The organism is Roseobacter sp., assembly GCF_024639605.1.
In the GTDB taxonomy this organism is placed as follows: domain Bacteria; phylum Pseudomonadota; class Alphaproteobacteria; order Rhodobacterales; family Rhodobacteraceae; genus Roseobacter.
This window is the reverse complement of record NZ_JAHEHZ010000097.1, coordinates 1-13,210: the sequence shown is the minus strand read 5'-3', so window position 1 is coordinate 13,210 and position 13,210 is coordinate 1. Positions and strand designations below refer to the sequence as shown.

The 13,210-nt window shown below is 61.1% G+C and carries 7 protein-coding genes; 2 read left to right on the top strand and 5 right to left on the bottom strand.

Annotation, left to right across the window (positions count from 1 at the left end):
* Positions 1-1,314: 1,314 nt before the first annotated feature.
* From Q0M35_RS12765 to dctP, 3 genes are all read right to left on the bottom strand, one after another.
* Positions 1,315-2,715 carry a TRAP transporter large permease gene (locus Q0M35_RS12765; RefSeq protein ID WP_295315870.1) on the bottom strand — a complete coding sequence of 467 codons (1,401 nt, stop codon included), beginning with the start codon at positions 2,713-2,715 and terminating at the stop codon, positions 1,315-1,317.
* The gene (locus tag Q0M35_RS12760) at positions 2,715-3,344 is read right to left on the bottom strand and encodes a TRAP transporter small permease (protein ID WP_295315868.1); all 630 of its coding nucleotides are present in this window, start codon (positions 3,342-3,344) and stop codon (positions 2,715-2,717) included. Before Q0M35_RS12760 ends, Q0M35_RS12765 begins: the two co-directional genes overlap by 1 nt.
* A 61-nt stretch (positions 3,345-3,405) precedes the next feature.
* On the bottom strand, positions 3,406-4,422 hold the full coding sequence (gene dctP / locus Q0M35_RS12755; RefSeq protein ID WP_295315866.1) for a TRAP transporter substrate-binding protein DctP: 1,017 nt from the start codon (positions 4,420-4,422) through the stop codon (positions 3,406-3,408).
* 447 nt (positions 4,423-4,869) lie between these two features.
* Between dctP and acs the strand changes: the two genes are divergently transcribed.
* Together acs and Q0M35_RS12745 are read left to right on the top strand one after the other, a co-directional pair.
* Positions 4,870-6,834 (top strand): acetate--CoA ligase, encoded by a 1,965-nt coding sequence (gene acs / locus Q0M35_RS12750; protein WP_295315863.1) that lies wholly within the window; start codon positions 4,870-4,872, stop codon positions 6,832-6,834.
* 174 nt (positions 6,835-7,008) lie between these two features.
* Positions 7,009-7,533 carry a flavin reductase family protein gene (locus tag Q0M35_RS12745; protein WP_295315861.1) on the top strand — a complete coding sequence of 175 codons (525 nt, stop codon included), beginning with the start codon at positions 7,009-7,011 and terminating at the stop codon, positions 7,531-7,533.
* Between the two features lie 6 nt (positions 7,534-7,539).
* Here Q0M35_RS12745 and Q0M35_RS12740 read toward each other — a convergent pair whose 3' ends face one another.
* Positions 7,540-12,042, bottom strand: a complete 4,503-nt coding sequence (locus Q0M35_RS12740) for a translocation/assembly module TamB domain-containing protein (RefSeq protein WP_295315859.1) — start codon at positions 12,040-12,042, stop codon at positions 7,540-7,542.
* Positions 12,039-13,210: BamA/TamA family outer membrane protein (locus tag Q0M35_RS12735; RefSeq protein ID WP_295315857.1), on the bottom strand; the 1,172-nt coding region annotated here is incomplete at its 5' end. The genes Q0M35_RS12735 and Q0M35_RS12740, both read right to left, overlap by 4 nt.

Here is a 13,210-nt window from a genome sequence, read left to right as displayed (position 1 = left end):
TGATTGCGGCTGCGGGCCGGTCTGAAGCGTGGAAACCTGCAATGCCGCCAGGGAGCGTCTTTGGCCATGCTCGCGCGTTTACGGCCACGAATCGCGGGTTTGTGGAAGCATGCAAGACAGTGGATGCGCACCACGGCAAAAACCGCTGGGAAAGATGAGCGAAACGCCAGCAGACGCCTGAGCCTGTACACCCGCGTGGTCCGAACAGCCGGGCATTTGCAGCAATTGCACACAGATTGCACGGGTGCGCCGCCTGACCCTTTGATCTGGCGTTAGTTTCGCCCCGCCCTTCCACCGAAACGAACAGCTGATCCATCACACTCACACCGGTTACAAAGCCCCTCGGACACCAAGGACTTCGGCACTACAAACTGAGACCAAACACTGTCTCTGGCATATTCGAAGTCGGCTACAGCATGCCGAATGCTGCTGTCCTGAGTGCCAACCCTGACCCTCGCCAAACTGGCAGGCATGGTGCACACGATGCCGCGCGTGGTATTGATTTGAAAACTGAAACTGCCCGAACCATCATCGGTGGCACCGAATATCCGGCACGTTGCTCTGATCCATTTTCCCTGACCCTTCAGACGGCTCTGAGGTGGTCTTCGTTCACAGCCCTCTGCTGTGACAATCACCGACGTTCCTGTTTACGGCGCCTGAGCGCAAGTGACGGCGCGGCCATAATCAGGTTTGCCGCCGGAGGACACCGGGTCCGGATCTGATGGACGGAAGGGCCCGGGTATTTCTTCGCACCCAATTTCGGATTGCCTGCCTGACCCCATGGAATCGTCTCAGTTCCGCCACCGTAACCTGGCCTTGCCGCAGTTTGCATCGGGTCACAGAGCATCTGCCCCCCGGGATATCAGGCCGCAATAAGTCACCGGAGCCCGGACAATGCGGTCGTCCCGCAGCAGGTCAGCATCAGACACCGGAACCGGATCCCTCCTCGACGGGGACAGAGTGGATCAGTAAGTGTCTGAAAGCGCGCGCACCGCTCCGCGTGCTTTCCAGCCGGAAACTGCCGAGCCAGGATTTCCAGAACGCTTCTGCATCGGGCATTCAGATGAAAGTTCGTTCCGATCCGGTCCAGAACAGCGATTTGCACAACCTCATACGATCGTTTCAGGGACAGCCATCCGGTCGGGATCGCAGCAGGGACAGCAGTTCATCGCACCTTTTCAGGTGGCGCATCAGCCGCGCGGCAACACTCCCGATGCCGGTTCGTTCTGAGCGGCTTCGCCAGGGGATTGCCGCCCGGGTTCGACGTTACGTGACACGAACCTCTGCGGGGAAATACACCCCGGGCACCTGTGCTCATCCCGCGAGAGAGGGCAGGAAGAGCACGATCCCCGGAAAGGCAACCAGCAAGGCAATCGTCACACCATCGGCGATAAAGAAGGGTGTGACGCCCTTGAAGACATCCTGCACGGTCAGATCGTCGCGCACGCCGGCGACCACGAAACAGTTCAGGCCGATGGGCGGTGTAATCAGACAAAACTCGGCCATTTTCACCACCAGAATGCCGAACCAGATCGCGCACATCGGACCGGACATGCCAAACGCGCTGTCCGCAGCACTGACGAACTCACCGCCGTTAAGCGCCATTACAGCCGGATAGACCACCGGCAGCGTCAGCAGCAGCATACCGATGGCATCCATAAACATGCCCAGCACCGCATAGGCCAGCAGAATGCAGATGAGTATCAGCATCGGTGACATCTCCAGCCCCGTGATCCAGTCTGCAAAGGCTTCGGGCAGTTCCGCAAAGCCCAGAAAGCGCACGTAGATGAGCACACCCCAGATGATCGAGAAGATCATCACGGTGAGTTTAGCGGTATCAAGGAGTGCGCTTTTGAGCTGTTTCCAGCGCATTCCACGATAGAGGGCCATCAGAAAGATGATAAAGGCACCGATGGCGCCGCCCTCGGTGGGCGTACCCCAGGCATCGCCGAAAGGGTTATAGACAAAGAAAATGATGATCACGACGACCGCGAGGATGGGCAGCGCGGGCGGCAGCGAGGCAAAGCGTTCGCGCCAGGTAAAGCCGCCCACCGGCGGGCCGACCGATTTGAAGACAACCGCAATGCCAATGATCAGCAGGGCATAGACCATCGCCGAAAACATACCGGGCAGAAAGCCCGCAAGCAGCAGTTTGCCCACATCCTGTTCCACGATGATCGCATAGATCACGAGAATTGCTGAGGGCGGGATCAGCGAGGCCAGTGTGCCCCCCGCAGCGACGACACCGGCAGCGAACTTCTTATTATACCCGATCTTGAGCATCTCGGGGATGGCAATGCGCGCAAAGACAGCCGCCGTGGCAACCGACGCTCCGGAGACAGCGGCAAACCCTGCGGTGGCAAATACCGTCGAGACGGCGAGCCCGCCGGGCACCCAGGCAATCCAGCGTTTAGCTGCCGTAAAGAGCGCCGTCGTCAGTTGCGCGTGATAGGCCAGATAGCCGATCATGATGAAGACAGGGATCAGGCTCAGCACCTGCGCTGAAACTTTGGAATGCGGTGTGAGGCCCGCGATTTTGACGCTGATCTCCAGGGCCTTCCAGAAGCGTTCCGGGTCGTAATCGAACCCGTTCCAGCGCAGCCAGACAAGACCGACAAACCCCGCAAGGGCCGCAGCAAAAGCCACGCGCATACCCAGCACGACAAACACCAGCAGGCCGCCACTGACCCAGAGGCCGATTTCAATAGGCTCCATCAGTCAGACCCTTCCAGTGCTTCGGCTTCAATGCGGGCCTGTTCGGCCACGGTGAGCGCCAGAGGGACGGCCACAGGATTTTCGAGACCGAGGATGAGCGCCCGCCCATACCCCCAGGCCTGTAGCAGGAGCCGCAGCACCAGCACGCCGAAGGCAACCGGCACAACCAGTTTCGAAGGCCAGATCGGAATGCCCACATCAATGGAGCTGTCGCGGCTGCAGAGCGGTCGCGCGCAGTCAAACGAGCGTGCGAAATGCTCCCATGCGCCCCAGGTCAGCGCCACGATCAGCACCAGGATGAGCAGTACGGAGACCAGCTCGAAAAACCACAGAGTGCGTCCTTTCAGGGCGGAAACCAGCATATCCATGCGCACATGGGTGCCGTCACGCTGCACATAGGAGACCCCCATGATGGCGATGATCGGCATGGCCGCTTCGATGTAATCGACATAGCCCGCCATCGGTGAGGCAAAGAACTTGCGCCCCGTCACGGACCAGGCGGCCAGAAACATCAGTGAGAATATCGCGATGCCGCTGAGAAGCGCGCAAAAGCGCTCAACAGGTAAAAGTGCGCGGTCCAGCCGGCTGAGCAGGCTGGAGTCTTCGAGCACTGCAGCTGATCCTGCCATAGCCCTGCCCCCCGTTTTTTTTTGAAACGGGCCGCCGCGGTGACGCGACGGCCCGGAATTATCAGCTGCCGCCTTTGGCTTCAGCGAGCGTTTTTACCACAAGATCGTAAAGCTCCTGACCGGGCAGGCCCTGGCCTTCCATTTCGGCGATCCAGGCATCGTGGTTTGGTTTGCCGGCAATGGCCTGAAATTCAGAGATAACCTCGGGGGCAATCTCGATCTTCTGCACGCCCTTCTCTTCCAGCACCGAATCCCAGCGCTCGAGCAGTTCGGCATAGTTGGTCAGGTAGTGATCGATCGCCTCGGGGATGGAGCTGTCGAGAGCTTCGCGGTGCGCGTCGGACAGCGACTCGTAGGCGTCAATGTTCACCACAACCGGGCAGTTCACGGTGCCGGGGTTAAGGTTCGCCGTCCACCAGTCCGCCTGGTTGATTGTGCCGAAGCTCAGGTGCGCGTGCTGCGCGAATGCGACCGTATCGACCACGCCGCCTTCCATCGCCTGATAGGCTTCTGTGGCTGTTACGGAGGTGGGCACGGCGCCCACAGTCTTGAAAGCTTCGCCGAGACCACCTGTGGCGCGCACCCTCATGCCTTCGAACTCGGAAAGTTCATCGCGGGGCTCGCCGGTGCCGACGAGATTGTACTGGGGCATCGGTGAGGTCATCAGCAGCTTCGCGTTCCACTGGGCCATTTCTTCAGTGGCGGCAGGATGCGCATAGACCGCACGGGCCACGGCAACTTCCTGCTCGAGATTCTCAACGCCGAGGAACGGCAGTTCAAGCACCGTCACAACGCGGTTTTTATCCGGGTGATAGCCCGCGCAGAACTGCGCCATCTCAAAGGCGCCGATTGAGATCCCGTCGAGGTTTTCGCGGTTCTTGCTGAGCCCGCCATAGCTGACGTTCATGGTGAATTCGCCACCGGTCTTTTCGGCTACCAGTTCGGCCAGTTTCTCGACGTGTTCAGTGAACGCCCGGCGTTTACCCCAGACCGAGACGTTCCATTCGGTGGCAGCCGCTTCAGACACAAATGCAAAGCTGATGGCGCTGACCGCTGCAGCGCTAAGCAGTTTATTCATAATTTTTCTCCCTTTATGCACGCCTCGGACCGGGCATGCCTGGACCGGAAACTACCCGCGCGACCCCGGCCTGCCAACCCCAAAACACGGGCGCTGCCATGTGCGCGCCGCGGTACCGCAACGGCCCGGCCCCTGCGTCAGGCAGAGACCTTCGCGCTGCAGAGCAGCATCAGACAGGCCAGGTATGCGCGCGAGGCCCTCCTTGCACGCGAGGAGGGGTGCAAAAACTCATTGATCCTGGTTACTTAGCAGGCGTTTACAGGACCTTGCAGGTGCAGCGGAAAAATCTTTACAGAGAAAGCCCTATATTCCCGTGGGTTATTCCCTTCTTTTCCGATCCGGCTATGATCCTGTTGAGAACAGCAACCTGAAAATGCGCCGGGCCGCCGCATGAGCCGGCAACCGTCAGCGCAAAGGTAGCAAATAAAGAAAGGGAGAGAGAAAACCATGTCCGGGAACGTGCCAGCCAGCAAAACCTACCCCCCGTCTGAGGAAACCGTCGCACGCGCACATATTGATGCCGCGAAATACGAAGAGATGTATGCCGCCTCGATCAGCGATCCGGAGACATTCTGGCGCGATGAGGCCGGGCGCATCGACTGGATCAAACCGTTCAGCACGGTCAAAGACGTGGATTTCTCGCCCGGCAATGTGTCGATCAACTGGTTTTCCGACGGCACGCTGAATGTGGCGGCGAACTGTATTGACCGCCATGTGGAGACCCGCGGCGATCAGACGGCGATTATCTGGGAGCCGGACAGCCCGGATGAAGAGGCGCTGCACATCACCTATAAGGATCTGCACACGTCGGTCTGCAAAATGGCGAACGTGCTCAGGGATCTCGGCGTCGGCAAAGGCGACCGGGTCATCATCTATATGCCGATGATCCCGGAGGCCGCCTATGCCATGCTGGCCTGCGCGCGCATCGGGGCGATCCATTCGATTGTTTTTGCGGGCTTCTCGCCCGATGCCCTGTCGGCCCGGGTCAACGGCTCAGAGGCGAAGGTCGTGATCACCGCCGATGAAGCCCCGCGCGGCGGTCGCAATACCCCGCTCAAGACCAACGCGGACCAGGCGCTGCTGCATTGTTCGGACAAGGTGAAATGCCTTGTGGTCAAACGCACCGGCGGTCAGACGACCTGGACCGAAGGACGCGATTATGACTACAACGCGCTCGCGGCCGGGGCCTCCGCCGACTGCCCGCCCGAAGAGATGAACGCCGAGGATCCGCTTTTCATTCTCTATACCTCAGGCTCCACCGGGCAGCCCAAAGGTGTGGTGCATACCACCGGTGGTTATATCGTTTATGCGGCGATGACCCATGAGATCACCTTCGATTATCACGACGGCGATGTCTTCTGGTGCACGGCGGATGTGGGCTGGGTCACCGGCCACAGCTACATCGTCTATGGCCCGCTGGCCAATGGCGCGACCACAGTGATGTTCGAAGGGGTGCCGACATATCCCGATGCCAGCCGTTTCTGGCAGGTCTGTGACAAACACCAGGTCACTCAGTTTTACACCGCGCCCACCGCCATCCGGGCGCTGATGGGCAAGGGCAATTCCTTTGTAGAGGGCTGCGATCTGTCGTCCCTGCGCCTTCTGGGTACGGTGGGTGAGCCGATCAACCCCGAAGCGTGGAACTGGTACAACGACGTGATCGGCAAGGGCAAATGCCCGATCGTCGACACCTGGTGGCAGACCGAGACGGGTGGTCACCTGATGACCCCCCTGCCCGGCGCTCATGCGATGAAGCCGGGCTCTGCAATGAAGCCGTTTTTCGGCATTGAGCCCGTGGTTCTGGAGCCGACAACCGGCGAGATCATCGAAGGCAACGATGTCGAGGGGGTGCTGTGCATCGCCAAAAGCTGGCCCGGGCAGATGCGTACGGTCTGGGGCGATCATGAACGCTTTGAGCAGACCTATTTCAGCGACTATAAGGGCTATTATTTTACCGGCGACGGCTGCAAACGTGATGCCGACGGAGATTACTGGATCACCGGGCGGGTCGATGATGTGATCAATGTCTCGGGCCACCGCATGGGCACCGCCGAGGTGGAAAGCGCGCTTGTGGCGCACGGCAAAGTCGCCGAAGCCGCCGTGGTGGGATACCCGCACGATATCAAAGGCCAGGGTATCTACTGCTATGTCACCCTGATGGGGGGCGAAGAGCCCTCCGAGGAACTGCGCAAAGAGCTGCGGGCGTGGGTGCGCAGCGAGATCGGCCCGATTGCATCGCCTGACCTCATCCAGTGGGCGCCAGGCCTGCCAAAAACGCGGTCCGGCAAAATCATGCGCCGTATCCTGCGCAAGATTGCCGAGAACGATTTCGGGGCGCTGGGAGATACTTCGACCCTTGCGGATCCTTCGGTTGTTGACGACCTGATCGAAAACCGTATGAACAAAAGCTGACCCGTGTGATGCACAGTACCATCCGGCGGCCCGACGACGGCCGCCGGTGTGGCTTTGTATCACCGGATCTGATCTGCAGGCTTGCCGCGCGCGACGCGGGTTTTATCTGGCATTCAGTGAACAGAAGACAGGACGGCAGATTATGGCGCAGCGCACACTCAAAGGGCCCACAACGTGACCCGTCCCGCGCCTGATTTCGCGCCTTCTCCGGACCGCACCCGGGATCTGCGGCGGGCCTTCGGCTGCTTTGGCACCGGCGTCACCGTTGTAACGGTTATGACTGAACGCGGGCCGATCGGGATGACGGCCAACTCCTTTTCCTCGGTATCACTTGATCCGCCGCTCGTACTGTGGTCGCCGGCGGTCAGTTCCCGGCGTCACGATGCCTTTGCGAATGCTCAGGATTTCTGTATTCATGTGCTGCGCGCAGAACAGCTTGATCTGGCGACGCATTTTGCCACCAACGGCGAGGGATTTGAGATCTTCGACTGGGTGCAGGGACCGGGCGGTTCGCCGACACTGGCGGGCTGTCTGGCGGAATTTCATTGTCAGACCCATGCCGTGCACCCCGCCGGCGATCATTCGGTGATACTGGGCCGTGTGTGTCACGTGCGTCAGGCGGCCGATACCGGACCGGGGCTGCTGTTTGAACGCGGCCGCTTCGGGGCTTTCGCCCCTGCGCCGGACCCTGCGACCTGACTGCGATCAGTAATCACGCTCAAAGAAAAGACCGATGCTGCTCTGACCTTCGGAGCCTACAGTCGCACGTCCCTTAAGCGATTTTGTCAGGTCGATATTGATCGAGATATCCGTGCCGTCCTCTGCACTGGTAGTAACATCGGTGTAGATATCATCGGTAAGGTATTTACCGGCTGTCACCTTGGTATCGCCGCTTTCACTTGTCGAAACATCCAGCTCATCAAGCCCGATACCGGAGCGCAGACGCCCGAAGACCCCGACACCCCCGCGCCCGGTCAGCTCAGCAATGCCATTCGCAAGTTGCAGCGCCTGAAACCCTGAAATCTCAGAAACATAACGTCCGAAGATTATCAGCGACAACACCTCATCGGGCGGATATTCCGGATTGGAGGTGAACTCAAACTCCAGCGCGTCAGCCGGCCCTTCGATGATGATGCTGCCGGTGCCGTCGGGGATCTCTGTGGTTGATACAAAGCGGATGTACGGAACGAGGCTGCCCTGAAAATCAATCGTGCCCTCATCGAGATCGAAACGTTTTGCAATGATGTCTAGTCGCCCTCGGATCAGATCGAAGCTGCCCGCCGAGATGATGTTGTTGGTGTTACCGGTAATCTCGAGAGATCCTCCAAGCTCCGCGTTGACTCCGCGGCCCCGCACGAAGATCTGCGACGGCGCATTGACCGTGATCGACAGCGGATAGGCCGGCCCTGCGGCGGACCGGGTCGTTGTTTCCTGCGGGACGACACCTGCACGCGCTCGGGTCCGGTTTACCGGGGCGGGCGCTCCGATGTGGCGGATATCCGGGATCGCGCCGATGCTGGTCACACCGGTTGAGGGCACAGTCACCTCCACACCATCAATATTGATCGTACCGTCAATGCGCGCCCCGCCGGTCAGCGGGCCGTTCACAGTCACGTCGCCGTTGAGCGTGGTTGTGTAAAGCCGTGGGTCGGTAAGAACAGTGCCGCGCAGACCGATGCTCAGATCGGCCGCCAGACTGGTCAGATTGACAGCGCCGTTCACGACAATCCGGCCCCCTGCCGCCACGCGGGTTTCGGCGTCAATGCGCGCCGAGCCACCGCTCAGGGCGATGGTGGTCTGCAGATCCTCGAGCCCGATCCGCAGATTGGGCGCAGAAAAGCGCGCGCCCGAGGTCTCAATCCGCCCGGTCACGGACGACAGCGCCGGCGGGCCCTCGACCGCAAGATCGAACCGCGCCTGTCCCAGGAGGCTCCGCGGCGCAAGGAAGGGCTGCGACAATCCCAGCGGCGCGGACCCGCTTGCGGTCAGATCGAGATTTCCGTTGTCGCGCACCAGACCGGCCACCACCGCAGTTGACCCCGCAGGGCCGTTGGCAGAGGTATCGACCTGCCAGCCCTCGCTCTGGCGGCGCGCCGTTCCGGCCACGTCAAAGGGTCCCGGAAGTTCCGGCACCAGCACGGACAGGTCGGGGATCGCGGCTTCAAAAGTGAGATCGGCATCCGGCCCGGTGGCCAGCCCCGACACAAGCGCATTTGTGCCGCTCGGCCCGTCTGCATCCAGATCGACGCGGTAGCCGTCTTCTGTGAGCCACAGCCGCGCGTCTGCCTTCGCCGGGCCACTGACGGCCGGCAACAGAGGCTGCACTTCGGGCACGGACACAGCAACCGTCAGGTCCGTGTCCGGTCCGGTGGCCAGTCCCTTGATTGCGGCTTTCGCCTCATAGGGGCCATCTGCAGTGACATCGACGCGGTAGCCGGTTGCGGTCTGCCAGACGCGCGCATCTGCGGCGAGCGGTCCGGAAACCGAGGGCACAAGTGGCTGCACATCCGGCAGGCTCACGGTGATATCCAGATCTGCATCCGGACCTGTGGCGAGACCTTCAATTGCGGCTTTCGCTTTGTAAGGGCCGTCGGCCGTGACATCGACCCGGTAGCCATCGGGCGTCTGCCAGACGCGGGCATCCGCGTCCACGGGGCCGGTAACCGAGGGCACCAGAGGCTGCACATCGGGCAGGCTCAGGGCGATGTTGAGATCAGCGTCGGGGCCTGTCGCAAGACCTTCTACGGCAACTTTCGCCGCATAAGGGCCATCCGCTTTCACGTCCACCCGGTAGCCGCCGGGCGTCTGCCAGACGCGGGCGTCCGCATCCACTGGGCCGGAGACCGATGGCACCAGCGGTTGTACATCCGGAATGCTGAGCGCGATATCAAGTTCGGCGTCCGGGCCGGTGGCGAGACCTTCAATGGCAGCCCGTGCCTCGTAAGGGCCGTCTGCTTCAAATTCCACACGGTAGCCTTCGGGTGACTGGAATACCCGGCCATCTGCCTGCAGCGCGCCGGTGATATCGGGCACCAGCGGCTCAAGATCGGGTACGCTGATGCGCAGGCCCACATCTGCGTCCGGGCCGGTGGCCAGCCCCTCGGCGGCGATTTCCGCGTCATAGGGACCGGCGACCGCGAAATCGACACTGTAGCCCCCGGGCGATTGCCAGACACGCCCGCTGGCCGTCAGAGACCCGGTGATATCCGGCACCAGAGGTGCGACATCCGGCAGACTGAGATCAATCCGCAGATCTGCATCCGGCCCGGTGGCGAGCCCGGCCACGGTGAGTGTCCCGTCATAGGGCGCATCCAGATCCGCATCCACGCGCCAGCCGTTCGCGCTTTCGGAAGCTGACCCGTCAAAGACAACCGCCCCTTCGTACTGTGGCAGTACGAGACCGATATCTGCAAGCGCGGCACGTGCGGTAACCACGCTCGCGCCGGGATCGAGCGCCACATCAGCGGTCACATCCAGAGCGTCGTTCTTCAGCACCAGATCGCGCACAAAGGTCCCGGTGCTGTCGCGCACCGCCGTAACGGACAGTTCGGTCAGCCCTGTCAGCACGGCATCAGCCTGGGGAATATCGACAGCGATATCTTCGGTGGTCCCGGCCACGTTCAGATCGAACGTACCGGCCAGCGGCGTTACACGCCCCTTGACCTTTACATCGACGGAGCCGCCCAGCGACCGGCCCGCGAGCTCCTCGAACCGCCCGATGTTCCCGGCGGAGACCGCAAGGTTCAGTGTGGTCGGAAAACCGTTCTGGAGCCCCTCGACAGTGATTTCACCCCCAAGCCCATAGTCGGCACCCGTGATATTAAGGGCAACAACCTCAATCGGGCCGTCTTCGATGTAATCGATGCTGGCCCGGCCCGTGATGCGGTCACCAAGGGCCCGGGCCACGGAAGGATCGGTCATCCTGACGTCGGTCGCTGTGAACTCAAGATCAGTGAAGAGCTCACCGATGCTGCCCGGGGCGGCATCCAGCGATCCGTCCAGTGTCAGCTGTGTGCGGCCGATACTGATCTCATCCCGCACAAGGCTCAGGATATCAAAAACTCCCAGCAGCGCATTGTCCTGAGCGGCGTCAAAATCAACACTCAGCTTCACATCGCCGACGGTCATCCCGTCACCCGAGCCAGGCAGCAGCACCGGCTCGCCTTCACGGAAAATGCGCCCGTCGATATCGATAAAGTCAGGCCATTTGTCCGAGTTCAGCCGAACGCTGCCATCGAGCGATACCGAGTCCGCGCCAAAGGAAAAAGCGCTGACATCGACCTCGCCGCCGGCGGCAAGCACCGTATCGGCCACAAAGTTGATATCAGATCCGAAAAATTCCCAGTATTCCTGCGGGATAAGGGGCCGGACATCACCGCTGATTTCGGCCAGCACGCGGCGGTCGGGGGTGTCATCCGTGCCGGTTCCTTCGAGAGCAGCGAGTGAAACGGCACCTGTCAGGCGCGGCTGATCCGCTGTCGACAGGGCGATATCGGCGGTAAAATCGTCCAGAGGCCCCTCGCCTTTTACCGCCAGATAGACGGTCGGTCTGTCCGGCAGGTTGAGCATATTGGCGACAAGACCGTCCTCGCCCTCATCAATCTCGATATCAACAGAGATCGCTTCGTTCTCGCGCAGAAAGCTGGCGCGGATCACAAATTCGCCCTGCGCGTCGTCGATCCTGTCAGCCGTCAGATCAATAACAGCGCCCTCGTCGTCAAGCTGTGCTGCGGCGCGCAGGTTCAGTTCGGCCGCAATGCCCATAACCTCTTCGCCCAGCGAAATGCGCCCGATCTCGAATTCAGCGATGTTCACACTGACCGGCAGCTCCGGCAGGGTAAATCCGGAAGCCTCGGCCTCCGGGACTTCAATGGTCTCCACCGGGTCCGGCAGGCGCGGAATTTCAAGCGTTGCTGCCGTCAGGCTCTGGACCTGAAGCCGGCCGCGCAGCAGCGCGGTACGCTGCCAGTTCAGCGTCACATCCCTGAGCGTCAGCCAGTCACCCGAGGGGTCAGAAATCGTCATGACATCAAAGCTGGCCTCAGAGCTCAGCGCGCCGGAAAAGCCGCGAATGGTGACATCACGTCCCTCGCCGGACAAAAGGTCTTCGATGGTGCGCTCGAGAAAGCTGCCGCCGTCTTCATCCTGTGCTGCAACGGTAAAGGTCAGAGCCGCCAGAAACGCGAAGGTGAATACCAGTAGCCTCAAAACGATTGTCCTATGCCGATGTAAACCTGAAAGGACGCCGCGTCCTGATCGCCTGACACCGCCGTTGCGACGTCGAAGCGGATGGGGCCGATCGGTGTGTCATAGCGAACACCCAGACCTGCGCCCGACTGCCATTCGCCCGACCCGTCCGGAAAGGCTTCGGAACCGATGTAGCCTGCGTCGAAAAAGCCGACGAGCCCCAGAGCGCCGCTGGTGCGATAGCGGACTTCGGCCTGCAGGCCGACAAAGGACCGGCCGCCTGCAATCTGGCCGCCACCCAGATCCACACCGAGCGATTCAAAATCATGCCCGCGCACGGTGCCACCGCCGCCCGAATAGAACAGAAAATCAGCCGGCGCATCGGCAAGCGAGGGACCCGCGACCGAGCCAAGCTGCCCGCGCAGGGCAAGCGTCGTGCTGCCGAAGGTTCTGTATCCGCGCAGGTCGACCTCGGAAAGCAGGCCGTTGTCTGAGCCGTCAATGGCCAGAAAAGGTGTCAGCCCGAGATCGAAATAATAACCGCGCCGCGCATCCAGTTCGCTGTCGCGATAGTCAAAATTCAGTCCCGTGGGGACCATGAAGATCAGATAGCTGCTCTCTCCGAAAACATCACGCGTGTTGGCACGCTGAAACGCCCCGCCAAAGCGATACTTGCGCTGGTCAGAGGCAAAGCGTTCAATGCCTGCGCCAATTGTCGCCTGGCGCGAGAAATAGTTCACGGAATCAATCTGTTCAACCTCAGCCAGCAGGTAAAGATCGGTGTCTTCGTTAAAGGTCGCGGGACGCTGATACCGCACGCCGAGCAAGTAATCGATGCCACCTGTGTCGCCACCGATGCCCGAGACTTCGGCGTCAAAGCGCAGCCGTTCCGCGCCGCCGAAATAGTTGCGATGCAACCAGTAAGCAGACAGTGAAACGCCCTCTTCAGTGCCAAGCTCTCCGCCGAACCCGAAGCGGCGCGGTTTGGCCTCGGCGACCCGCGCGGTAATGGGCAGCGTATCGCCCGGACCGGGCTGTTCGGCCTCGATCATTGCGACAGCGCCAAATGCCCCGGAGCGGCGCAGACGCGCGGCGGCATCGTTCAGCTCGTCAGGGGAAAAGTCTTCGCCCACCGGCAGGCCGGCGATCTCTAAAATCCGCTCGGTCCGTACCGCTTCATTGCCACGCA